Raw genomic sequence first — 24719 nt, forward strand, 5'->3', positions numbered from 1 at the left:
ACCTTGGATCATCCGCCATCGGCGAAAGCCGGTGGCGGATGATCCGCGTCAAGGTCCGCGGGGCGGAAAAATGCGCTGTGCAACGCTTCCGCAAAACAGAATTCTTTCTCAGCAACGCCATAAAGGTTCGACGCTGCGCGAGAATCTCGGCCTGAAGCGTCCAGAAAATCGGCTCTTTGTAAGCGAGGCGGTCCGAAAGGCCGGCTGATGCCGGGACGGGCGATCGCAAAAAAGAACGGGCGCGCCGAGGCGCGCCCGTCTGTTTCAAGGCTGCCGCGTCAGATGACGAACACCCAGTTGGCGATCAGCATCACCACCACGCCGGCAATCAGCGTCAGGTAAGGCAGCATGCCAGCCTTCTTGACCGAGAGGTCGGCCCCCGCCATGCCGAGGTCTGCCAGCATGTGTTCAGGGAACTTGCCCTTGTCCTGGACATAGTGGCGGAAGCAGAACACCGGGATGATCAAGGCAGCGGTGATCAGGCCGGCCCACAGCGCCATCGGGTTCCACACCTTGGCGCCGGCGCCCATGAAGATGGCGTTGACATAAGCGAAGATCGCGCCGATGCCGAGCAGCCAGGTCGGCGCCTTCCAGGGGCGGTTGATGTGGCCGTTGTCGATGCGATGGATCCAGCCGGCGTTGAGGTTGAGAAAGTTGAAGATGATGTAGCCGCAATTCGACACGGCGAGGATGAAGAAGAAGCTCGTCGCGTCGGCCGAGGCGATGGCCAGCACGATCAGGTTGAAGCAGAGGTCGGTCCACATCGCCCGCGTTGGCGCGCCATGCTCGTTGACGTGGCTGAGATAGCGCGGCAGCCAGCCGTCGACCGAACCCTGGTAGAGCGTGCGCGAGGAGCCGGCCATCGCCGTCATGATGCAGAGCACCAGGGCCAGGATCATCAGCATGACCAGCAGGCTGTGGATGATCTTGCCGCCACCGACCATGCCGGCCAGCGCGTCGGCGACGCCCGAGCCGTCGACGATCGGCGTCGCCAGCATGCCGTTCAGGCCGAGCACGCCCTGGAAGGTGAAGGGCACCAGGATGAACAGCAGCATGCAGAGCAGGCCGGAATAGAAGATCGCCTTGAACGTGTCGGTGCCGGGGTTCTTGAACTCCGACGTGTAGCAGACGGCCGTCTCGAAGCCGTAGGTCGACCATGCCGCGATGAACATGCCGCCAAGCACCAGCGTCCAGCCGGCGATGTTCCACGAACCCGGGTCGGGCGCGTAGGCGGCCGCCAACGGCACCAGCGGCGAGAAGTTCGCCCAGTCGATCTGGCCGGTGAAGATCGGCACGACGCCGACGATCAGCATCGGGATGATGACCAGCAGGCCGATATATTTCTGCACATTGGCCGTGCCGAGGATGCCGCGATGCTGGATCGCGAAGATGATCAGCATCAGCACCGCGCCGATGAAGAAGGTGGCGTTGAAGGTGAAGGACACTGGGCCCAGCGTATGGCTGAACAGCGACCAGGTGCGGATCGCGGGCGTGGCGGCAGCCGCCACCGCGGCGATGGCGTCGGCAGGCGCGGTCCCGGCATGCGCGGCGATGTAGGCGGCGACTTCCGGCGATGTCTCGGTGAAGGCCGGGATCGGCGCCAGCGCGTTGAGGATGTAGGCGGCGGCGATCGAGCAGCCGAGCGACAGCACCGGCGACCAGGCGAACCAGTTGCACCACACCGATAGCGGCGCGATGAACTTGGAATAGCGCAGCCATGCCGTGGCGCCGTAGATCGAGGCACCGCCGGATTTATTCGGGAACAGGCCGGCGATCTCGGCATAGGTGAAGGATTGCAGGAAACCCATGATCATGGACACCGTCCAGATCAGGAAGGCCAGTGTTCCGGTCGTGCCGGCAATGCCGCCGATCGAGAACAGGACCAGCGCTGGAACGCCGCTTGCCACCCAGAAGGCGCCACGCCAGTCGATATGCCTGAGCAGCTTGCTTTCGACAGGCTGCTCGAGGGCCGTGCTTATCGTGCTCATATCTTGTGTCTTCCCCTTTTTGTTGTTCCCCGCCAGCGATGCTTCGGCTCTTGCGAAGCTTGCTCCCCGGCAAATCGGCGTCGGTCTGCCGTGTTTCCACTCAGTCGTATTTTTTTCTTAAGAGTGAAGATTGATCCGACGCGCTTTCGCGTCAAGCGTTTTGTGGATGTCATGCACATCGCGCTTGCGAAACATGCTCTTTCCTTCTCCCCTTTGTGGGAGTGGATCGGCGCGTAGCGCCGAGACGGATGAGGGGTGTTCCAGCGAAGTGAGCGGCTGGTGTCTTCTGGAATACCCCTCATCCGACCGAACTTCGCTCGGCCACCTACTCCCACAACGGAAGAAGGCAAGGGTTGCCGCTATCAGGAACGCGGCCTGGTCTTCTGCGGATCGTAATGGGCGAAGCCCACGACACGCGCCGGCAGCCGCTTGGCGTGGCCGTCGAGCTTGCCGATCTCGACCTCCGTGCCGATCTCGGCATGAGTGACGTCTAGCCGTGCCAGCGCGATGGTCTTGCCGAGCACCGGCGAACGCATGCCGGAGGTGACGACGCCGATCTGGGCGCGGCCGACATGGACGCAGTCGCCGTGGCCGACGGCGACATTGGCATCGATGTCGAGACCGACGAGCTTGTGCTGCGGATGCTCCTTGCGCCGGATCAGCGCGTCGCGGCCGATGAAGTCGTCGGCCTTGGCCTTGAGTGGCACGGTGAAGCCAATGCCGGCCTCGAACGGATCGGTCTGGTCGGAGAATTCGTAACCGGCGAAGATCAGTCCCGCCTCGATGCGCACCATATCGAGCGCCTGGAGGCCCATCGGCTTCAGCCCGTGCGGCTGGCCGGCCTCCCAGACGGCGTCGAACACTTTTTCGGCGTCGCGCGGATGGCACCAGATCTCGTAACCGAGCTCGCCCGTATAGCCGGTGCGTGAGACGACGACGGGCACGCCATTGCCGCCGCCGATGCGGGCGACGGCGAAGCGGAACCATTCAAGCTCTCCGATCGATGGCTGCACGGGCGAGGTCCAGACCACTTCCTTCAATATGTCGCGGCTCTTCGGACCTTGCACGGCGATGTTGTGCATCTGGTCGGTGGAGGAGCGCACCAGCACGTTGAGGCCGAGCTTTTTCGCAGTCTCGCGCAGCCACTCGCCGGAAAGATCGTCGCCGCCGACCCAGCGGAAATTATCCTTGCCGAGCCTGAGCAACGTCCCGTCGTCGATCATGCCGCCATGCTCGTAGCACATCGCCGTATAGACCACCTGGCCGACGCCGAGCTTCTTGACGTCGCGGGTCAGCGTGTATTGCAGCAGCGCTTCGGCATCCGGACCGGTGACCTCGAACTTGCGCAGCGGCGACAGGTCCATGATCACCGCGGCCTGCCGGCAGGCCCAGTATTCGGCGATGGGGCCTTCCTTGGCGAAGGAATTGGCGAGCCAATAGCCGCGATATTCGACGAAGTCGCGCGTGTGCTTGGCAAAGCTCGAATGAAAGGCTGTCTCGCGGGTCATTTTCGGTTCCGAGTCGGGCTTCATGCGTCTGGCGATCGCTCGCGAGAATTTGTGCTGGCCTGAATAGGCGCGCACATGGATGTCGGTGAGGTCCCAGCCATTGGCGGGCGTGGTGTCGTCCGGGCAGGCCGAGGAGACGCAGACGATGTCGGTCAGGGCGCGCAAGAGCACATAGTCGCCAGGTCGCGACCACGGCTCGTCCGACACCATCACGCCATGCGCGTCGATCGCCGTGTTGAAGAAGAAATTGATCGCCATCCAGCCGGCGCGGGGCGTCACGCCCTTGTCCGACAGCGCCTTGTTGAAATTCTCCGAGCAGTTGGTGTGTCCGGGATAGCCGATGTCGTCGTAATATTTGGCGGCGCAGGCAAGCGCGAAGGCGTCGTGCCGGCCGCATGTATCCTGCACGACCTCCACCAGCGGCTCCATGTCCTGGTCGTAGTATTTCGAATGCAGTCCGGGCATCGGATAGGCCGAACCCATCAGCGTGCGGGTCGTCGTCACGTCGAGCGGCAGATCGCGCCCCTTGTCCAGCTTGCGCGCGGAAAAACACTGGAAGTCGGTGCATTGCCGGCCATCGACATCGATGATCTGCAGATAGTCGCCGGCCTTGACGAAATAGGCCTCGGCGGTCGCCGACTTCACCCGAAGATCAAGCACCGGATCGGCAAGCGGATCGGGAAGCTGCGACCTGTTCTTCAGCCGGATCGTGGCGCGCCGCACCAGGACGGTGAGCGGCGTCGCGGTGTTGTGTCCGTCGACCAGCATCGGCCCGCCGGGCGCCGCGATCAGCAGCGCGCCCCCGCGCTGGATGGCAAAGCTCTGCTCCGTGCCGGCAGGCGTGGCGCCGCCGAAAACGCGCACGCCTTTCGGCTGGTCGAGTTGCACCTGCCGCCGCTCGAGGCTGAGACGCAGCGCCGAGAGACTGTCGTCGCCATCGGCGAGCAGTGCCTTGATGCCGGCGGCGTTGCTGTTCGACCGTTCGCCGAAAATGCCGGGATCCGTCGCGCCTGATTTGTCCCAGGCCAGCAGTTCGCAGGGCTGGCCGCCTTCGACATTGCTCACGCTGACGCAGTCGCCCGCCTCGACGTCGATCAGCACCGCGCCATTGCCCTGCACGGTGTAGCGCTCGACGCCCGGCGGCAGGCGGATCTCGCCGGGCCGCAGGATCAGGCTCGGACGCGGCGGTCCGGACAGGACGGCAGGGTAGGGCGATTGGCTCATCTCAAACCCTCCTCCGAGCGAGAAACAAGTTTGCCTGTGTGTAAAATTATTTTCGCCGAGAGAATAGCAGGGGGAATGCGTTTGGCAAGGCGGGACTTCCCTTCTCCCCTTGTGGGAGAAGGTGGCCGCGCAGCGGCCGGATGAGGGGTGCTCCAGGGAAAATCAGCGTCTCACTCCGCTGGAGCACCCCTCATCCGTCTCGGCGCTTGCGCGCCGATCCACCTTCTCCCACAAGGGGAGAAGGGGGAGCCTGCGCACCGCTACGCCAGTTCCTCGGAATGGCCGATCGTCACGCCATATTCCGCAGCCGAGTCCAGAATAGTGTGCCATAGGCTCTCGGCGAAAGTCGCGAACACCAGCAGGTTGAACACCGCCTGTCCATCCGCCAGATCCTTGCCGCGCCACAGCGTGACGCTGGTGTGATCTATCGACGTCGCGGCCGCTGCGCCCACGCCGAAAACATCGGGATGCAAATCGATCGACGACAGCTTGGCGAGCATCGCGCGCGCCTTGTCGCCGGACACGCTGATCAGCGCCCGCGCGTGCGACTGGTCGGAAAGCGATGCCGAGCCGGCAAAGACAGGGCCGAGCGCCTCAATCGAATGCTTGCCACCCTGGGACAGCACGAGGAACTGATCCGGTCCCGACCAGATCAGCGTCGCGTCGGCAGTATCGACCGCCTTTGGCGTTTCCGGCGCCGCCATGCCGAAGCGCGCCTGCGCGGCCTTCACCATCTCGCCGGCCTTGCCGCGCCGCGCCATCACCTGGACGAGATCGAAATTGCGGATCTCTGTCAGCGCCACGCCGGCGTCGCCTTGCGCGCCATAGGGGCCGGCAATCAGCGCGCGGTCGAGCGGGCTGCGGACGTCCCAGGAAAACTCAGCCACGCTGGCGCCCTCCATCCGGATCGTAGAAGACGGAATTGCAGAGCTCGACATCGTAGTCCTCGCCGCGCAGCGGATCATGCGCCCGCACGATCTCGCCGATGCGTTCGCGGCCGCGCTCGACGAGGCCCAGCCCGATCCATTGGTCGAGCACCGGCGAGAAACAGACCGAGGTGACATAGCCCTGGTCGTTGTCGGGGCCGGGGGTCTCGCCCTTTGGAATGATGTGCGCGCCGGAGCGCAGGCGGCGCGCCTTGTCGGTCGGCTTGATGCCGACGACCACCTGCCGGTTCGGCGCGACAAGCGCCTCGCGGCCGGCCATGACGCGGCCGATGAAATCCTTCTTGGTCGACATCATCTTGCCGAGGCCGAGATCGCCCGCCGTGGTGGTGCCGTTGAGCTCCGGCCCGGCGACATGACCCTTTTCGATGCGCATCACGCCAAGCGCCTCGGTGCCGTAAGGCGTCACGTCGAACGGTTTTCCCGCAATCATCAGATTGCGCGCCATCGCCTCGCCATAGCGCGCCGGCACCGAAATCTCGAACGCCATCTCGCCGGAGAAGGAGATGCGGAACAGCCTTGCCTTCAGGCCGCCGCGCAGCTGGACCTCGCGCGCGCCCATGAACGGGAAACCTTCGTTCGACAAGTCCTCGGCCGGATCGACGATCTCCTTGAGCAAGTCACGCGTCTTCGGTCCGGCGATCGAGAACTGCGCCCATTGGTCGGAGACCGAGGTCAGCTGCACGTCGAGCTCGGGGAACAGAACCTGCCGGCAGAATTCCAGGTGCTGCATCACCAGTCCGGCCTTGGCCGTCGTGGTGGTGAGGAAGTAATGATCCTCGGCCAGCCGCGAGGTCGTGCCGTCGTCATAGACGATGCCGTCCTCGCGCAGCATCAGCCCGTAGCGCGCCTTGCCGACGGCGAGTCTGGAGAAGGCGTTGATGTAGACGCGGTCGAGGAAGGCGCCCGCGTCGGGCCCGTGCACGTCGATCTTGCCGAGCGTCGAGACGTCGCAGAAGCCGACGCCGCTGCGCACCGCCTTGACCTCGCGGGTGACCGATTCCAGCCAGTCCTTCTCGCCGGCGCGCGGATACCATTGCGCGCGCTTCCATAGGCCGGTGTCGACAAAGACGGCGCCCTGTTCGGCCGCCCAGTGATGCGAGGGCGTCAGCCGGGTCGCATGGAAATTCTCGTCGCGGTGATGGCCGGCGAAGGCGCCGATGGCGACCGGCACGTAAGGCGGTCGATAGATCGTCGTGCCCGTCTCCGGGATCGACTTGCCGGTGACGGCGGCCATAATGGCGAGGCCGGCGACATTCGAGGTCTTGCCCTGGTCGGTCGCCATGCCGAGCGTCGTGTAGCGCTTCAGATGCTCGACCGATTGAAAACCCTCGCGCTGCGCCAGCTCGACATCGGAAGCGGTGACGTCGTGCTGCTGGTCGACGAAGGCCTTGCCCTTGCCGGCGACATGCCAGAGCGGAGTGATCGAAAAGGCCTCGTCGTCGGCGACCGGCATCGATCCGATATTGCCGCTGCGGCCGGCGTCGCGTGCTGCGGCAGCACCGGCTTCAAACCCTTCGCGCAGACAGGCGCCAAGTCCGAACGCGCCGTTGGCTGCGCCTGCCGCGAGCATGCCGGGCGGTGCGCGATCCGGCACGAAGGCTGCGATGTCGTCGCGCCATTTCGGCCTGCCGCGATGGTAGGAGGTGAGGCCGACCGCGGGGTTCCAGCCGCCAGAGACGGCGAGCCCGTCCGCCTCGACCTGGGCGCGCGCGCCGCCGGCCAGCGAGACGGAAATCTTGCGCACGCCACCCTTGCCGCCGTCGATGCCGGCGACAGCGCCGTGCAGTACCGGAAAGCCGCCTTTGCTGGCCAGCGAGCGGTGGGCCGGCGAAATGTCCGGCCGCGCGTCGATCACGGCGGCCACTTGAAGACCCGACGCGATTGCCGTTTCCGCTGTGCGCCAGCCATCCTCATTGTTGGTGAACAGCGCGATGCGTCTCGCCGGCGTGGCCGCGTAGCGGTTGATGTAGCTGCGCATGGCCGACGCCATCATCACGCCCGGCGTGTCGTTGTCGGCAAAGACGATCGGGCGTTCGATTGCGCCGGCCGCGACGACGCAGCGCTTGGCCACGATCCGCCATAGCCGCTGGCGCACCTGATGCTCGGGCGGCACCGGCAGGTGGTCGTTGACACGCTCGATCGCGCCATAGGTGCCGCCGTCATAGACACCGAACAAAGTCGCGCGCGTCATGATGCGCACATCCGGCATCGCCGTCAGCTCGGCAACCGCGCGCGCAACCCATTCGGCGGCCGGCAATCCGTCGATCATGCCGCCGTCGGCGAGCAGGCGCCCGCCGAGGACGAAATCCTCCTCGCACAGGATGACGCGCGCGCCGCAGCGCGCGGCGGCAAGAGCCGCCGCCAGACCCGCCGGGCCGGAACCCGCGATCACCACATCGCAATGCGCCCAGGCCTTGTCATAATGGTCGGGATCGGAAACCTGGGCAGCGCGGCCAAGGCCCGCGGCGCGCCGAATTGCCGGCTCGTAGATCGCTTCCCAGAACTTCGCCGGCCACATGAAGGTCTTGTAGTAGAAGCCGGCGACGAAGATCGGCGCGAACAGCTGGTTGACCGACATCACGTCGAAATTGAGCGACGGCCAGCGGTTTTGGCTGGCGGCTTCGAGCCCTTCATAGAGCTCGGCGGTCGTCGCCTTGGTGTTCGGCTCGCGCCTTGCGCCGCTGCGCAATTCGACCAGCGCGTTCGGCTCTTCCGAGCCAGCCGTCAGGATGCCGCGCGGGCGATGATATTTGAACGAGCGGCCGACGAGCTTGACGCCGTTGGCGACCAGCGCGGAAGCCAGCGTATCGCCCTTGAAGCCGAAGAGGGTCTTGCCGTCGAAGCGGAAGTTGAGCGCGGTCGAGCGGTCGATGAGACCGCCATTGTTCAGCCGGTTTGCCTGATCGCCGCGCATCACACACCAACCTTGGCGGCGCCTGCGCCCGCCGCCGGCTCGACGGCCGAAATCTCATGCGTCAGCGTGTTGCGGGTGACCTTCAGCCAGGTCCGGCAGCCGCCGCCATGGTACCAGTGCTCGCTCATCGGGCCGGCAATGTTGTCGCGCAGATAGACGTAGTCGTAGACCGCGTCCTCGCCGGCATCGGCCGCCGGCCGTTGCGGCTTGGCGTCGCCGAGATAGGTGAACTCGCCGAGTTCGCGTTCGCCGCAGAAGGGACAGACTATGCGCATGGCTGAGTCTTCAATGCATGATGCCAAAAAATGTGAAGCGGTTTTTGGATAACATCATGCTCTATCCCTAATGCAGGTTCGGTTGGGCGCCCTGGCCCTTCTCGTCGATCATGGCGCCGCGCTGGAAGCGGTCGAGGCGGAAAAGCGCGGCTTCCTTGTGCGATTGATCGCGGGCGATGAGATGGGCGAAGACGAAACCGGAGCCGGGCGTCGCCTTGAAGCCGCCATAGCACCAGCCGGCATTGATGTAGAGGCCGTCGACCGGGCTCTTGTCGATGATCGGCGAGCCGTCCATCGACATGTCCATGATGCCCCCCCACTGGCGCAAAAGCCGCACGCGGCCGATCATCGGGATCAGCGCCATACCGCCCTCGCAGACATCCTCCACGACCGGCAGATTGCCGCGCTGGGCATAGGAATTGTAGCCGTCGATATCGCCGCCGAAGACCAGCCCGCCCTTGTCCGACTGGCTGACATAGAAGTGTCCGGCGCCGAAGGTCATGACCCCGGGGATCAGCGGCTTGATCGCTTCGGAGACGAAGGCCTGCAGCACATGGCTTTCGATCGGCAGGCGAAGACCTGCCATAGCCGCGACCCGTGACGAGGAGCCGGCCACTGCCATGCCGACCTTGCCGGCGCCGATCTTGCCGCGCGATGTCTCAACACCGGTCACCTTGCCGTTGGCGTCGCGCGTGAAGCCGGTAACCTCGCAATTCTGGATGATGTCGACGCCGAGTTCGCTCGCCGCATGCGCGTAGCCCCACACCACGGCGTCATGCCGCGCCGTGCCGCCGCGCCGCTGCAGCAGTCCGCCTTGCACGGGGAAACGCGCATTGTCGAAATTCAGGAACGGCAGCATTTTGCGCAGCGCCGCCTGGTCGAGCAGTTCCGCACCGATGCCGTTGATGCGCATGGTGTTGCCGCGCCGGGCGAAAGCATCGCGCTGCGCGTCGGAGTGATAGAGGTTGAGCACGCCGCGCTGGCTGACCATCGCGTTATAGTTGAGGTCCTGCTCCATCCGCTCCCACAGCTTCATCGACAATTCGTAGAAGCCGGTGTTGCCGGGAAGGCCGTAATTGGAGCGGATGATGGTGGTGTTGCGGCCGGCATTGCCGGAGCCGATCCACCCCTTTTCCAGCACCGCGACATTGCGGATACCGAACTCGCTGGCGAGAAACCAGGCGGTGGCGAGCCCGTGGCCGCCGCCGCCGATGATGATCACGTCATAGCGGTCCTTGGGCGCAGCATCGCGCCAGGTCGGCTGCCAGTTCTTGTGGCCGGAAAGGGCGGCGCGGGCGAGCGAGAAGATCGAATATTTCATCAGTTCATTCCGAGGTCGCTCGCACCGCTAGAGCATGATGCCGAAAAGTGTGAAGCGGTTTTCGGACGACATCATGCTCCACTACAGAACGGTCAGATATCCAGCGTGTGGTCGCGCTCCCACTGCGTGAAGTGGGAAGCATAGGAATTCCATTCCTGCTGCTTCAGCTTTAGATATGCCGACGAGAATTCCTCACCCAGCGCCGCCTTGAGCGATTTGTCCCTATCGAACTCGCGCAGCGCGTCGAGCAGGTTGAGCGGCAGTTTCGGCGCATCCGTCACCGTGTGGCCGAGCTGGTACATGTCGATGTCGTAGCGCTTGCCGGGATCGGCCTTCGAGCGGATGCCGTCGAGGCCGGCGGCGATGATGACCGCTTGCAGCAGATAGGGATTGGCGGCGCCGTCCGGCAGGCGCAATTCGAAGCGGCCGGGTCCCGGTACGCGCACCATATGCGTGCGGTTGTTGCCGGTCCAGGTCACCGTGTTCGGTGCCCAGGTCGCGCCCGAAATGGTGCGCGGCGCGTTGATGCGCTTGTAGGAATTGACCGTCGGATTGGTGATCGCGGCAAGCGCCGAGGCATGCTTCATGATGCCGCCGAGGAAGTTCCTGCCCTTGGCGGACAGGCCGAGCTCTTCCGAATTGTCGGCAAAGACATTGGTCTTGCCGGTCTCGTCCCACACCGAGATATGCGCATGGCAGCCATTGCCGGTCAGGCCCTGGAAGGGCTTGGGCATGAACGTCGCGCGCAGGCCATGCTTTTCGGCGATCGACTTGACCATGAACTTGAAGAAGGAGTGCTTGTCGGCGGTCGCCAGCGCGTGATCGAAGGTCCAGTTCATCTCGAACTGACCGTTGGCGTCCTCGTGGTCGTTCTGGTACGGGCCCCAGCCCAACGCCAGCATGTGGTCGCAGATCTCGGCGATGACGTCATAGCGCCGCATCACCGCCTGCTGGTCGTAGCAGGGTTTCGAGGCTGTATCGTACTCGTCGGAGATCGCCTTGCCATCTGGCGAGATCAGGAAGAACTCGGCCTCGACGCCCGTCTTGACATGCATCCCGTCGCGGGCGGCTTCGTCGATCAGCCGCTTCAGCGTGTTGCGCGGCGCCTGGTTCACCTCCTTATCGTCCATGATGCAGTTGGCGGCTACCCAGGCGACGTCCTTCTTCCACGGCAGTTGGATGACCGAAGCCGGATCCGGCACCGCCAGCATGTCGGGATGCGCCGGCGTCAGGTCGAGCCATGTCGCGAAGCCGGCAAATCCTGCACCGTCCTTCTGCATGTCGGCGATCGCCTGCGCCGGCACCAGCTTGGCACGCTGCCCGCTGAACAGGTCGGTGTAGGAGATCATGAAATATTTGACGCCGTTCTCCTTGGCGAATGCGGCGAGATCGTTCCCCATTATGTAGTTCCTCGCTTATGTATCTTGGAAGTTTGTCCTAGAAGCCGTTCTTTCCCGGTATCCAGTTGGTGCCGGCCAAAGGCACGCCGGCCATGGCGGCGGCTTCGATCGAGAGCGCGACGAGATCCTCGGGCTCGAGATTGTGCAGGCTGTTCTTGCCGCAGGCGCGTGCGATGGTCTGGGCTTCCAGCGTCATCACCTTGAGGTAGTTCGCCAGCCGCCGTCCGGCCGCGATCGGGTCGACCCGCTTCATCAACTCGGGGTCCTGCGTGGTGATGCCGGCGGGGTCGCGGCCCTCGTGCCAGTCGTCATAGGCGCCGGCCGTTGTGCCGAGCGCACTGTACTCCGCCTCCCAGCGGGGATCGTTGTCGCCGAGCGCGACCAGTGCCGCCGTGCCGATCGAGACCGCGTCGACGCCCAGCGCCAGCGCCTTGGCGACATCGGCGCCGTTGCGGATGCCGCCCGAGACGATGAGCTGCACCTTGCGATGCATGCCGAGGTCTTGCAGCGCCTGTACCGCCGGCCGGATGCAGGCAAGCGTCGGCTGGCCGACATTCTCGATGAACACTTCCTGGGTGGCAGCGGTGCCGCCCTGCATGCCGTCGACCACGACGACATCGGCGCCGGCCTTCACCGCGAGCGCGGTGTCGTAGTAGGGCCGCGCCCCGCCGACCTTGACGTAGATCGGCTTTTCCCAGTCGGTGATCTCGCGCAGCTCGAGGATCTTGATCTCGAGATCGTCCGGTCCGGTCCAGTCGGGATGGCGCGAAGCCGAGCGCTGGTCGATGCCCTTGGGCAGCGTGCGCATCTCGGCGACGCGGTCGGAAATCTTCTGGCCAAGCAGCATGCCGCCGCCGCCCGGCTTGGCGCCCTGTCCGACGACCACTTCGATGGCGTCGGCGCGGCGCAGGTCGCGCGGGTTCATGCCGTAGCGCGAGGGCAGGTACTGATAGACCAGCGTCTTGGAATGACCGCGTTCTTCCTCGGTCATACCGCCGTCACCGGTGGTAGTCGAGGTGCCGGAAAGCGTGGCGCCGCGTCCGAGCGCCTCTTTGGCCGGGCCGGAGAGCGATCCAAAACTCATGCCGGCGATTGTGATCGGGATCTTCAGCTCGATCGGCTTCCTGGCGTGGCGCGAGCCGAGCACCACCGAGGTGTCGCAGCGCTCGCGATAGCCTTCGAGCGGATAGCGCGAGATCGAGGCGCCGAGGAACAGCAGGTCGTCGAAATGCGGCAGCTTGCGCTTGGCGCCGGCGCCGCGGATGTCATAGATGCCGGTCGCGGCCGCGCGGCGGATTTCGGAAAGCGTGTAATCGTCGAAGGTCGCGGATTTGCGCGGCGTCGTCGGCGGGTTGCGGTAGGTCATCTTGCCTCAATACGCGTCGGCGTTATCGATGTTGAAATTGTAGAGTTTGCGGGCCGAGCCGTAGCGCTTGAACTCCGAGGCCTTGACGCCGGTCACGCCGGCCTTGTCGAGCAGGGCCTGCAGCAATTCGATATGCTCGGGCCGCATCTCTTTGGCGATGCAGTCGGCGCCGAGGCTCTCCACCTTGCCGCGCACGAAGAGCCGCGCCTCGTAGATGGAATCGCCCAGCGCGTCGCCGGCGTCGCCCAGCACCACGAGGTTGCCGGACTGCGCCATGAAGGCCGACATGTGGCCGATATTGCCGTGCACGACGATGTCGATGCCTTTCATCGAAATGCCGCAGCGCGACGAGGCGTTGCCCTCGATGACCAGCAAGCCGCCGCGGCCGGTGGCGCCGGCATACTGGCTGGCGTCGCCCTTGATGACGATCGAGCCCGACATCATGTTCTCGCCGACGCCGGGGCCGGCCGAGCCGTGCACGGTGATCGCTGCGCCGTCATTCATGCCGGCGCAGTAATAGCCGACGCTGCCGCGTACATCGATACTGACGGGCTGATCGACGCCGACCGCCACCGAATGGCTGCCCTTGGGGTTGAGCACTTCCCAGGCGGTCTCGTTCGAGCCGGGCGTGAGCTGGTGCAGCGCCTGGTTCAACTCGCGCAGCGAATGCACGGACAGGTCAAAGACGCGTGATGCCTGACTGTGGGCATGGCCTGGCTCGCGCTCGGCCTTCGACATTGGGGTTGCCGGCATGAGCTCAATGCTCCCAGAAATAAACGGTTGCGGGCTCGGGCTCCCAGACCCGCGCATTGTCGATGCCGGGAAGCTTGGTCAGCGCACGATATTCGGAGCCGAAGGCGACATACTGGTCGGTCTCGGCCATCACGGCCGGCTTGCAGGCGATCGGATCGCGCACCACGCCGAAGCCGTTCTTGGTGCCGACGACGAAGGTGAAGAAGCCGTCGAGGTCGGAGAGCGTGCCTTCCAGCGCCTCGCCGAGATTCTTGCCATGCGCCATCCGGTTGGAGAGATAGGCAGCTGCCACCTCGGTGTCGTTCTCGGTCTCGAAGGTCATGCCGTCGCGGATCAGCTCGCGCCGCACATTGTTGTGGTTGGAGAGCGAGCCGTTATGCACCAGGCACTGGTCGGCGCCGGTCGAGAAAGGATGCGCACCCATCGTCGTCACCGCCGATTCCGTCGCCATGCGGGTGTGGCCGATGCCGTGCGTGCCGGTCATCGCGCGTACGCCGAAGCGGTCGACGACGGCTTCGGGCAGGCCGACTTCCTTGTAGATCTCCACCGCCTCGCCGGCGCCCATGATGCGGATGTCGGGCCGGAGCGTCTGCAGCGCCTCGCGCGCGGCGTCGACCTTGTCCGGCGTGGTCCGGATCACCGCATGCGTGGACTTGACCGCGACGCTGACCGGCGCGCTGATCGCCTTGGCGAGCTCGGCGTCGAGGCCGCGGAAATCGCGATCGGGCTTCGGCGACTGCACGGTGATCTTGGCTTCATTGCCGGTGGCTGCGCCATAGATGGCGATGCCGGCACTGTCCGGGCCGCGGTCGCTAAGCGACACCAGCATCTCCGACAGCATGGCGCCGAGCTTCGGCTCCAGCGCCTTGTCCTTCAAGAAAAGTCCGACGATTCCGCACATGCCAGCCTCCAACGTTTTTTGGCTCTCAGATGATGTACCCAATGAGTAAGCCGAATTCAATTGGTATGAAAAAAATTTTCCTGTGATTACATATTAGATGGCGCATTGCCCTCGGCACTGTCGCCGCCCGGACGCGCATTGTGAACCCAGATCGCATGGCGGATGCGCGCGATCCTATAGGCGTCGAGGATCGAGAGGGCATAGATCAGGAAACCCCCGGCATGGCGGCCGATGAAGCCGGCGTCGACCGGCGCCAGCTTGGTGGTTATCCAGCCAAGGATCACCATGAAGAACAGGAATTGCAGACCGCGCGCCGGCACGCCGAGCATGACATGGCCGCTTGCCGGCAAGACGATCGCGGCGCCGAGCACGAGATAGGGATTCGCGGGAGCAGGGGTGGCGGCTTCGTCGCTCATGCGGCCCGCCTTTCGCGCCGGTTGATGGCTTGGCGAAGCGTCGAGGCTGCCTCGAGCAGCCGTTCGATCAAGGCCGGATCGATCCCGGCATCGCCGAACGCCGCCTGCCGGAACACGCCGTAGCGAGCGCGCTCGGCCTCGGCCAGCAGCCAGACGATGCGCACGCCCTTCGGCGTTATCAGCAATTCCTTGGCGCGGCTTTCGGCAAAGATGTCTGTATGCGCGGCGATCAGATCCTGCGGGAAGGCGACGCCTCTGCGGTCCGTCCTGAGCGCCGCGTCGACGGGAAGGCCGAGCACCTTCGGCAGCGTGTGCGGCAGATGGTCGAAATTGGAGAATGTCGTCGCCGAATTCGGCCGCATCATCATGTCGAACGTGCCCGGCACCGCAACCGGCTCGGTGATCGAAACGCTGAGCCAGCGCGTCGGCAGCTTTCGCGTCGCCAGCGTGTCGACGATGGTCCGCAGCTGGACGCGCTGACCGTTCCAGGAACCGGCCCAGGTGACGACGCCGGCCGTGCCGTCGGAAATGTCGGCGGCATCCGCAACGACGCTGCGGATGCTCGCCATATCGGCGGCAAAGGCCGCCTTCGCCCTGTTGCGGCTGGCGCGCGCCAGCCAGACAATATGAGCGGCGACGCCCAGTGCGATCGCCCCGGTAAGCAATACTGACGTCAGCTCAGACATTTCGATACGCCACGGCCCGCCATCGAACGGCGGGCCCTTACTCCACTCAATAACCCTGCGGCTTCGGCCACGGCATGGAGAACTGGTCGCCGCGCCGCACGAACTTGTAGCGGTAGAAGTGGAACCATAGCGAGATCAGGAAATAGAAGACGGTCATCGCGATCAGCTGCGAGCCGAAGCCGAGGAAGATGGCGAAGAAAGTCACCATGCACAGGCAGAACAGGACGATCGCCGGCAATGGGTGGAAGGGGTGCGTGTAGCCGCGGCGGATCGAACCCAGCGGCCACTTCTTGCGGAACATCATGATGTTGATGCTCATGAAGGTGTATTGCAGCACGCCCGACAGGATCGAGAAGGTGATCGCCTGGTTGAGATCGGCGATGAAGGCGAAGGCCAGCGCGATCGGCAGCAGGAACAGGATCGAGCGATAGGGCGTGCGGTATTTCGGATGCACCGCCGAGAACCAGCTCGGCAGATAGCGGTCGCGGCCGAGCGAGAACCAGGCGCGCGCCGCGTCGTTGATGCAGCCATTGGCCGAGGCAAGCGCGGCCAGCAGCGTCGCGATGAAGAGCAGGTTTTCCAGCAGCGGGCTGCCCGTCAGTTTGCCGGCGTCCCATAGCGGATAATAGGTGATGCCGAGATATTCCCAGGGCATCAGCGAGGCGCAGACATACCAGGTCATTGCGGCCGCGATCAGAAGCGTGATCATGCCGGCCATAGTGCCGTAAGGCAGCGAGCGCGCCGGCGAGCGCACTTCCTCGGCCGCCTGGGTCGTGCCCTCGATGCCGAGATAATACCAGATGCCGAACTGGAAGGCGGCAATGACGCCGATCCAGCCATAGGGCAGCGCATTGGCGGGGGTGACCAGCTCGTTGAGCTTCAGCACCGCGCCTTGCGTCCACGGGCTGACGGAGAAGAACAGGATGACGATCGAGACATAGGCGATCGCGGTGATGACGAAGTTGACGTTGAGTGTCATCAGCACGCCGCGATAGTTGAGCCAGGCGAGCACGACGATGGTGGCGGCGATGAAGGAATTGTGCGTCAGCCCCTCGACGCCGGCCTTGGCGACGATCGTGTCGCCGAGCAGGATCGCGTCCGACACTTCCAGCATGGTGTAGGCGAACACCAGGAACAGCGCCACGTTGAAGGCCATCAGCGGCCCGACGATATGCTTGGCTTGCGCATATTGGCCGCCGGCGGCGGCGACGGTGGACGTCACCTCCGAATCGATCATGGCGACCGAGGTGTAGAGCAGTCCGACGACCCAGCAGACGATCAGCGCGGCGAGCGCGCCGCCCTTGTCGGCGGAGAAATTCCAGCCGGTGAACTCGCCGACCAGCACGATGCCGACGCCCAGCGCCCACACATGCGCCGGGCCGAGCACCCGAAGCAGCGAGACCCTGTCGCCGTGGATTGTCGTCGTTTGTGCCGTTTCAACCGCAGCCGTCATGTCAGTCCCCACTCAGATCCGGTGTTTTTCGGAAACGGCTTCAAGCTCGCCTTCACGGGAAGACGTCAAAGTCTCCTCGGAATAGGTCGTATCGACCTTGAACCAGTCGTAGAGCATCCACGCCGCAAGTACGACCGAGATGCCCCAGCAAACGTAAGACAGTCCCATCCACATGATGTCTTCCCCGGTCTCTTTGTCGTCGAAGTCTATTTGTCGTCGAACTTCTCGTTGATGACCTCGCGATATTCCTTATCGGAGGCGCGGAACAGGAAGACGAAATAGGCGATCAGCACGATCGCCATGATGATCAGCGTCGGCCAGTCGATGATGTAATGGAAGCGGTTCTGGATGATGTCGTGCGCCGTCTCCGGCGTGTAGCCCAGCTTCTCCCAGATCGACGCCATGGTCGCGTTCTGGCCGAGGGCGTCCCACGTCTTGGCATCGAGCGGGTCGATCGACTTCGCCGCCCCGGCAAAGCCGAGTTTCAGCGGCAGCCAGAGCGCCACGAAAATTGCGACCACCACGACCGCGATGTCGAGGATCTGTCCGGCCTTGCTCTGCTCCGGCGGGGTATAGCGAGCCATGGTTTCTCCCTTCACGACTGGCGGTTGCGGGCGGCGTCGGCGTTCTTGATGTCGAGCCCGTAGATGAAGTCCTTGTCTTCCTTGTAGTGGTTGAGCATGGCGAGGATCGCGGCGGTGTTGAAGATCAGCACCGCGGCGGCTGCAACCGCCACCACGAGCTTGATGCCGCTATGCGGAATGTATGGCCATGTCATCAGGAGGACGAAGAGGATCGTTGCCCATAGGCACACGATCAGGAGCACGGACCCACGCACGTCGGAACGGTACAGCGCTTCGATGCGCTGCTGCATGTCGGACATCGGTTTTCCCCTTCTGGCGACGTCCGGCCACACAACAGACCGGGCGTCCACTCTTTCAACAGAGTGAAATTTTTTTCATAGATTCCGCTCGATTCCCGAAATTGTCAAGCCGGATTTACGCATCGTAAACCGTTTGTCACCGGGCAAGAAATTTGCCTGACAATGAAATTATTTGCTTCAAGGGGATTGCAGGGCTTCGCCGTTTGCGGTCAATATTCGACCAAGCTCCGCCACCAAGCAGGAGCAGGGAACAGCAACGACTTAAATCGCACGGAGGACGATCGGATGACGGCATCCTGGAGATTCTCGACCCTGGCGGATCGCCATCGCGCGCTCGGCTCGAAACTCGAGGACTGGAGCGGCATGGGCACCGCCTGGACCTACGACAAGAATGCCGACGAGGAATATATCGCCATCCGCACCAAGGCCGGGCTGATGGACGTCTCCGGCCTGAAGAAAGTCCACATCACCGGGCCGCATGCCTCGCATTTGATCGACCTCGCCACGACGCGCGACGTCGAAAAGATCTATCCCGGCAAGTCGGCCTATGCCTGCATGCTGAACGAGGCCGGCAAATTCACCGACGACTGCATCCTCTACCGCATCAGCCCGAACTCGTGGATGGTCGTGCACGGCTCCGGCACCGGCCATGAGGAGCTGCAGCGGGCGGCGATGGGCCGCGATGTCTCGCTGCGCTTTGATGACAATCTGCACGACCTGTCGCTGCAAGGCCCGACCGCGGTCGACTATCTGGCCAAGCATGTGCCCGGCATCCGCGATCTCAATTACTTCCATCATATGCAGACGCAGCTCTTCGGCTTTCCGGTGATGATCTCGCGCACCGGCTACACCGGCGAGCGCGGCTACGAGATCTTCTGCCGCGGCCAGGATGCCGGCACGATCTGGGACAGGATCCTCGAGGAGGGCAAGAGCGCCGGCATCATTCCGTGCCGCTTCACCACGCTCGACATGCTGCGCGTCGAGAGCTACCTGCTCTTCTACCCCTACGACAATTCGCAGAAATATCCATTCGAGAACGAAGGTCCCGGCGACACGCTGTGGGAGCTTGGCCTCGATTTCACTGTCAGTCCCGGCAAGACCGGCTTCCGCGGCGCCGAAGAGCATTATCGGCTGAAGGGCAAGGAACGCTTCAAGATCTATGGCGTGCTGCTCGACGGCAAGGAGCCGGCGGACGAGGGCGCGCCCGTCTACCGCGACGGCAAAAAGGTCGGCGTGGTGACCTGCGCCATGTATTCGCCGCTGGTCGAGAAGTCGATGGGCATCGCCCGTCTCGACGTCGACTGCGCGGTCAAGGACACCAGGCTCGAGATTCGCAACCGGAGCGGCTCCATCAAAGCGACGGCGCAGCCCTTGCCGTTTGACGATCCGAAGAAGACCAAGCGCACCGCCAAGGGTTGAGGCATCATCAGCGGGGAGGGGTTTTAAGGCACTAGAGCACGATCCCGAAAAGTGGGAACCGGTTTTCGGAAAAGACTATCCTCCAACTGATCTAAGGAAGAATGGCAGCCAAGACGATCATCAGCCGGCCCGTTTACGGAACGCTCTCTCCGCAGCCCGGCAAGCATCATCTCTTCATCGCCGACGCGGAAGGCGCGCTCGCGATAACCAACATGGCCGGCAAGGCGCCGTCCGGCTTTTTCGACGGCGCGGAAATCGTCTTTATTCCGGGGCCTGAGGGCAAGCACGTGGCTTCTCTCGAAGCGCTGAAGCCCGCGCTACTCCATATTGCGCCTTCCTTTGCCAGCCTCCTGCCGCGGCTCAAGCAGACGCTGACCAACGCCCATATGGGGCTGCGCCTCTATCTTGCCGGCACCGAAGGCCTGATCGGCCAGGCCATGCAGGTGGCGCTCGAAGCCGGCATCGACCATACTTCGATCGAGACCGAGCATCGCGGCTCGCTGGCGCGCCGCGTGCAATGCGTGCACTGCAAGGGCATCACCGAGAACGTGACGACGCAGCCGGCTACCTGCTCGCATTGCGGCCTGCTGCTTCTGGTGCGCGATCACTATTCGCGGCGTCTCGCCGCGTTCCAGGGCGTGTGCATCAACGCCGAGGATCGCTCAGAGAGTCCTCCGATCGAGGAGGTCTTCCGATGAGCACCGGCACCACCAAGCTCGACGTCGTCGTCAGCGACGTCGTCCCGGTCAACGAGCTGGTCACCCGCTTTCACTTCCGCCGTCGCGACGGCGAGCTGCTGCCGACCTTTTCCGGCGGCGCCCATGTCGTGGTCGAGATGCGTGACGGCGACCGCACCAGGCTCAACCCCTATTCGCTGATGGGCTCGCCGCTCGACACACGCGAATACACGATCTCGGTGCGCCGAGACGATGCCGGCCGCGGCGGCTCGCTGTTCATGCACCGGCAGGTCAAGCCCGGGCTGGAGATGGTGATCAGCTATCCGGTCAATCTGTTCTCGCTGGATCTGCGGGCGAAGAAGCACCTGATGCTGGCCGGCGGCATCGGCATCACGCCGTTCATGGCGCAGACGTCGCAGCTGGCGGGCGCCGGCGGCAATTTCGAATTGCATTACACTTGCCGCACCGCTTCGCTGGGCACCTATGCCGATGTGCTGCAGCAGCGCTATGGCAACCGGGTCAGGCTCTATCACGACGACCGCGAGGAGCGCATCGACCTCGATCGGCTCTTGTCCTCGCAGCCGCTCGGCACGCATCTCTATGTCTGCGGCCCGGCCGGCATGATCAACTGGGTGCGCGATCGCGCAGCCAGCCTCGGATGGCCGCCGGAGACCGTGCATTTCGAACATTTCGCGGCCCCGCAGTCCGGCGCGCCTTTCGACGTGACCTTGGCCGTCAGCGGCAAGACGATTCGCGTCGGCGAGCAGCAGAGCCTGCTCGAGGCGATCGAAGCCGCCGGCGTCGACCCGCCTTATCTCTGCCGCGGCGGCGTTTGCGGCCAGTGCGAGACCAATGTGATCTCCTCCGACGGCAAGTTCATCCACAACGATCACTGGCTGAGTGAGGAAGACCACCGTTCCGGCTGCAAGATCATGCCTTGCGTCTCGCGCTTCGAGGGCAAGTCGCTGGTCCTGGAAAGATAGGAGGCGTCAATGGGCATCACCTTTCGCAAGGAAACGTTTCGGGACGACTACACGTTCAGGAACAGCCCGGAGCATATCCGGCGCTTTCCCTTCCCATTCAACGAAGACTCCTACATGTACGCGGTCAACATCGAGCCGCATGTGGTCGGCCCGAAGGGCAGCGTGCTCGAGAACCTGATCGACGTCGACGAGCACTATGTCGCCGAGATGCAGGACCGCGCGCTGGTGCTGGCCGAGGATCCACTGCGCTGCCAGTCGCTGCCGCATATGACGCTTGCCGGCTGGGACCTGCTCGAGCTTCTGATGGAGCAGCAGGCGCTCGGCTATCCCGAGCATTTCACACTGGAGCGAAACGGCGATCGCTGGCGCTGGATCAACCGGCCGCTCGGCATCGACGACACCTTCACCTTCGGCGACACCTCGACGCTGCCTTACGGGCCGATGGAATACATTACCCGCCAGAGCCAAGGCGATTTCTGTATCCTCGACCAGCGCGACGGCAATCTGTGGATGGATGCCGGCATGGTCACCACCCAGGCCGACTGGTCGCTCGACTTCGACATCGGCATGAACTTCTTCGAATGGCACGCGCCGGTGCCGCTGGCGCATGAGAAGGGCATTTTCACCCGCGCGCTGAAGTTCCTCACCAACATCCAGCAGGGCAAGCCGGCAAGGCGTCTCAACTGGACGATGACCATCAATCCGCGCCTCGACACCAGCCCCGAGAATTATCACAAATGGGGCCTGGACCGCGCCACGGTCACGCCCGAAAATGTCGGCCAGAAGGTGCATCTGCGCGTCGAGCTGCAAAGCTTCTGGCGGCTGCCGCGTTCCAACGCCATCGTCTTCCCGATCCGTTGCTATCTGATCAAGATGGACGAGCTGGTCACGCAGCCGAAATGGGCGCGGCGCCTGCACCGCGTCATCCGCGACCTGCCGGAAGAGCTCGCTACCTATAAGGGCCTGACCCGATATAGGCCGACGCTGGTGGAATGGCTGTCGAAGCTCGACGACGGCAGCCCGACGTCACCAGGATTCGGGCCGGATTGAAGACTGGTTCCTCGCCCCCGCAAGGCGGGGGAGAGGTGTCCGCGAAGCGGACGGAGAGGGGGCCTTCGTATGGCGCTCCCCTCTCCGTCTCGGCTTCGCCGAGCCACCTCTCCCCACTTTCGTGGGGCGAGGAACTAGAACGTCTCACCCGGCGCTGTTTTGCGGATAGCAGATGATCGACAGATAGCGCATCGGCAGCCGCGTCAACTCTTCCGGGCCGTGCGGCGCGTCGGCGTCGAAGAACAGGCTGTCGCCCGGTTTCATTGGATAGAGGTTGTTGCCGTGCCGGTAAACGACCTCGCCTTCGAGCATGTAGAGGAATTCCATGCCCGCATGCTGGAAGGTCGGAAACACGTCCGAATTCTCGGTCAATGTGATGAGATAGGGCTCGACGACAACGCCGCTGGTGTTGGCGCCGATATGTCCGAGCAGGTTGTACTGATGGCCGGCGCGGGTGCCGCGGCGCTCGACATCGACGCCTTCGCCGGCTTTGACGAAGACGGCGCTGTGTTCTTCCTCGAAACGCCGGAAGAAGGCGGTCACCGGAACGCCCAGCGCCCGCGACAGCGCCTGCAATGTCGTCAGCGACGGCGAGGTGATGCCGTTTTCGATCTTCGACAGCATGCCGAGCGAAATGTCGGTGGCGGTGGCGAGATCGGCGACGGTGATGCCGAGCTTCTTGCGGAACGCCCGCACCTCATGGCCGATCGCCACTTCCAGCACTTTCTCGCGCGTGTCGCGGATGGCGTGCGGATTTTGCGTCAACGGCGCGCGTATCGTGCGCCCGGCCGCCGAAACGCGCTTTAGCGGTGCCTTGCCCTTCGCTGCCGCATCGGTGGACCTGGTGCCGGAATTCTTGTTCGCCATGTCGCCCCCGACTCTCGCGGATTTATTTCACTCAAGGTGAACATATTCGGTGGCGATACAAGAGCGCAACCGCGACAGCAAGCCGCTGGCGGTTGCAGGGCGCGCCTGCTTCAACGTGACGCCGCCGCCTTTGTGCGCAAAAACCGTTTCACGCAAACGCCGCCGCCGCAGATGTTTGTTGACAGCACCAAAGACCCAATTACTGTCACTGTCAGTGAAATTTGTTTCGTGGGAGCAATTCCAGGAAAAGTGTCGAACGGTTTTCCGCCCGGAATTGCGTCAAGAAAAAAGTCGAAATCAAAAGGAGGAGGCCCGCAATGAAATCTCGTGTCGCCGTCATCGGAGCCGGACCGTCAGGCCTGGCCCAGCTAAGGGCCTTCAAGTCGGCCGCCGACAAGGGCGCCGAGATCCCGGAAATCGTCTGCTTCGAGAAGCAGAGCGACTGGGGAGGCCTATGGAACTACACCTGGCGCACCGGCCTCGACGAGCATGGCGACCCGGTGCACGGCTCGATGTACCGCTATCTCTGGTCGAACGGCCCAAAGGAATGCCTCGAATTCGCCGACTACACCTTCGAGGAACATTTTGGCCGGCCGATCGCTTCCTATCCGCCGCGGGCCGTGCTGTGGGACTACATCAAGGGCCGCGTCGAGAAATCCGGCCTGCGCGAATGGGTGCGCTTCAACAGCCCGGTGCGCATGGTGACCTATTCCGACGAGACCGAGAAGTTCACCGTCACCGCACATGATCGCACCAACGACGTGACCTACTCGGAGGAATTCGACAACGTCGTGGTCGCTTCAGGCCATTTCTCGGTGCCAAACGTGCCTTTCTTCGAAGGTTTCCCCACCTTCAACGGCCGCATCCTGCACAGCCACGATTTCCGCGACGCCATGGAATTCAAGGGCAAGGACATCTTGATCATCGGGCGTTCCTATTCGGCCGAGGATATCGGTTCGCAATGCTACAAATACGGCGCCAAATCGATCACCTCCAGCTACCGCTCCAAGCCGATGGGTTTCAAATGGCCGGAGAACTGGAAGGAGGTGCCGCTGCTGCAGAAGGTCGTCGGCAAGACGGCGCATTTCAAGGACGGCACGACCAAGGACGTCGATGCCATCATCCTGTGCACCGGCTATCTGCATTCCTTCCCCTTCCTCACCGACGACCTCAAGCTCAAGACCGCCAACCGGATGTGGCCGCTCGATCTCTATGAAGGCGTCGTCTGGGAGAGGAACCCGAAGCTTTTCTACATCGGCATGCAGGACCAGTTCTACACCTTCAACATGTTCGACGCGCAGGCCTGGTACGCGCGCGACGTGATGCTTGGCCGCATCAAGCTGCCCTCCGCCGAGGCGATGGCCGAGCACAGCGCCAAGTGGCGTGCCCGGGAAGAGACCCTCGAAGACGCCGAGCAGATGATCTGGTTCCAGGGCGACTACACCAAGGAGCTGATGGACCAGACCGACTATCCGGGCTTCGACGTCGAGGCGGTCAACCGCACCTTCATGGAGTGGGAGCACCACAAGATGGAAAACATCATGACCTTCCGCGACAACGCCTACCGCTCGCTGATGACCGGCACCATGTCGCCGCTCCATCATACGCCCTGGCTGCAGGCGCTGGACGATTCCATGGAAAGCTATCTCGAGGTGAAGGGCGTGGCGGCCGAGTAGCACGGCGCGCTG

22 protein-coding genes are annotated in these 24719 nt (G+C 63.7%); 5 read left to right on the forward strand and 17 right to left on the reverse strand.

Translation table 11 applies throughout. The features are described 5' to 3' along the window. Nucleotides 1-278: 278 nt before the first annotated feature. The 16 genes from LB523_RS04835 to LB523_RS04910 form a co-directional block, all read right to left on the reverse strand. Complete coding sequence (locus LB523_RS04835) at nt 279-1988, reverse strand: APC family permease (RefSeq protein WP_224601188.1); 1710 nt, start codon at nt 1986-1988, stop codon at nt 279-281. A 362-nt stretch (nt 1989-2350) separates the two neighbouring features. Then, nucleotides 2351-4720 (reverse strand): DUF1989 domain-containing protein, encoded by a 2370-nt coding sequence (locus LB523_RS04840; RefSeq protein ID WP_224601190.1) that lies wholly within the window; start codon nt 4718-4720, stop codon nt 2351-2353. Nucleotides 4721-4980: 260 nt separating this feature from the next. Next, nucleotides 4981-5607, reverse strand: a complete 627-nt coding sequence (locus tag LB523_RS04845; RefSeq protein WP_224601192.1) for a sarcosine oxidase subunit gamma — start codon at nt 5605-5607, stop codon at nt 4981-4983. Then, complete coding sequence (locus tag LB523_RS04850; protein WP_224601194.1) at nt 5600-8581, reverse strand: sarcosine oxidase subunit alpha; 2982 nt, start codon at nt 8579-8581, stop codon at nt 5600-5602. Before LB523_RS04850 ends, LB523_RS04845 begins: the two co-directional genes overlap by 8 nt. Then, complete coding sequence (locus LB523_RS04855; RefSeq protein WP_224526640.1) at nt 8581-8856, reverse strand: sarcosine oxidase subunit delta; 276 nt, start codon at nt 8854-8856, stop codon at nt 8581-8583. Before LB523_RS04855 ends, LB523_RS04850 begins: the two co-directional genes overlap by 1 nt. A gap of 67 nt (nt 8857-8923) precedes the next feature. Beyond that, nucleotides 8924-10177, reverse strand: a complete 1254-nt coding sequence (locus LB523_RS04860; RefSeq protein WP_224601197.1) for a sarcosine oxidase subunit beta family protein — start codon at nt 10175-10177, stop codon at nt 8924-8926. A gap of 92 nt (nt 10178-10269) precedes the next feature. After that, nucleotides 10270-11577 (reverse strand): type III glutamate--ammonia ligase, encoded by a 1308-nt coding sequence (gene glnT, locus LB523_RS04865; RefSeq protein WP_140844229.1) that lies wholly within the window; start codon nt 11575-11577, stop codon nt 10270-10272. Between the two features lie 37 nt (nt 11578-11614). Next, a complete protein-coding gene (locus tag LB523_RS04870; RefSeq protein WP_140544190.1) occupies nt 11615-12943 on the reverse strand; it encodes an FMN-binding glutamate synthase family protein in 1329 nt (442 codons plus the stop codon). 6 nt (nt 12944-12949) lie between these two features. Further along, nucleotides 12950-13696, reverse strand: a complete 747-nt coding sequence (locus LB523_RS04875) for a GXGXG domain-containing protein (RefSeq protein WP_140844227.1) — start codon at nt 13694-13696, stop codon at nt 12950-12952. A 4-nt stretch (nt 13697-13700) separates the two neighbouring features. Then, a complete protein-coding gene (locus LB523_RS04880; protein ID WP_140544186.1) occupies nt 13701-14597 on the reverse strand; it encodes a class II glutamine amidotransferase in 897 nt (298 codons plus the stop codon). Between the two features lie 86 nt (nt 14598-14683). Beyond that, nucleotides 14684-15013 (reverse strand): hypothetical protein, encoded by a 330-nt coding sequence (locus LB523_RS04885; RefSeq protein ID WP_224601199.1) that lies wholly within the window; start codon nt 15011-15013, stop codon nt 14684-14686. Continuing rightward, the gene (locus LB523_RS04890; protein ID WP_224601201.1) at nt 15010-15699 is read right to left on the reverse strand and encodes a hypothetical protein; all 690 of its coding nucleotides are present in this window, start codon (nt 15697-15699) and stop codon (nt 15010-15012) included. The genes LB523_RS04885 and LB523_RS04890 overlap by 4 nt, the downstream gene beginning before the upstream one ends. Before the next feature lie 46 nt (nt 15700-15745). After that, nucleotides 15746-17152 (reverse strand): APC family permease, encoded by a 1407-nt coding sequence (locus LB523_RS04895; protein ID WP_140693763.1) that lies wholly within the window; start codon nt 17150-17152, stop codon nt 15746-15748. A gap of 12 nt (nt 17153-17164) precedes the next feature. Next, entirely contained in the window at nt 17165-17320 is a 156-nt protein-coding gene (locus tag LB523_RS04900; RefSeq protein ID WP_224601817.1) for a hypothetical protein, read from the reverse strand. 38 nt (nt 17321-17358) lie between these two features. Beyond that, nucleotides 17359-17736, reverse strand: a complete 378-nt coding sequence (locus LB523_RS04905; protein ID WP_095768769.1) for a hypothetical protein — start codon at nt 17734-17736, stop codon at nt 17359-17361. A gap of 11 nt (nt 17737-17747) precedes the next feature. Beyond that, nucleotides 17748-18035: a hypothetical protein gene (locus tag LB523_RS04910; protein WP_095768768.1), complete on the reverse strand. Its 288-nt coding sequence runs from the start codon at nt 18033-18035 to the stop codon at nt 17748-17750. Between the two features lie 285 nt (nt 18036-18320). Here LB523_RS04910 and LB523_RS04915 point away from each other — a divergent pair, with 285 nt between their 5' ends. The 4 genes from LB523_RS04915 to LB523_RS04930 all read left to right on the forward strand — a co-directional run bounded on the left by LB523_RS04915 (nt 18321) and on the right by LB523_RS04930 (nt 22164). Then, nucleotides 18321-19454, forward strand: coding sequence for an aminomethyltransferase family protein (locus LB523_RS04915; RefSeq protein ID WP_224601204.1), 1134 nt, complete (start codon nt 18321-18323; stop codon nt 19452-19454). Between the two features lie 101 nt (nt 19455-19555). Next, a complete protein-coding gene (locus LB523_RS04920; protein WP_224601206.1) occupies nt 19556-20152 on the forward strand; it encodes a dimethylamine monooxygenase subunit DmmA family protein in 597 nt (198 codons plus the stop codon). Next, nucleotides 20149-21114, forward strand: coding sequence for a PDR/VanB family oxidoreductase (locus tag LB523_RS04925; RefSeq protein WP_224601208.1), 966 nt, complete (start codon nt 20149-20151; stop codon nt 21112-21114). The genes LB523_RS04920 and LB523_RS04925 overlap by 4 nt, the downstream gene beginning before the upstream one ends. Before the next feature lie 9 nt (nt 21115-21123). Then, nucleotides 21124-22164: a heme-dependent oxidative N-demethylase family protein gene (locus LB523_RS04930; RefSeq protein WP_224601210.1), complete on the forward strand. Its 1041-nt coding sequence runs from the start codon at nt 21124-21126 to the stop codon at nt 22162-22164. Between the two features lie 144 nt (nt 22165-22308). Here the strand turns inward: LB523_RS04930 and LB523_RS04935 are convergent, their stop codons facing one another. Further along, complete coding sequence (locus LB523_RS04935) at nt 22309-23031, reverse strand: helix-turn-helix domain-containing protein (RefSeq protein WP_095768763.1); 723 nt, start codon at nt 23029-23031, stop codon at nt 22309-22311. A gap of 317 nt (nt 23032-23348) precedes the next feature. Between LB523_RS04935 and LB523_RS04940 the strand changes: the two genes are divergently transcribed. Next, nucleotides 23349-24707, forward strand: coding sequence for an NAD(P)-binding domain-containing protein (locus LB523_RS04940; RefSeq protein ID WP_224601212.1), 1359 nt, complete (start codon nt 23349-23351; stop codon nt 24705-24707). The last annotated feature ends 12 nt before the right edge of the window (nt 24708-24719 follow it).

The organism is Mesorhizobium sp. ESP-6-4, from assembly GCF_020164735.1.
Taxonomy (GTDB): domain Bacteria; phylum Pseudomonadota; class Alphaproteobacteria; order Rhizobiales; family Rhizobiaceae; genus Mesorhizobium.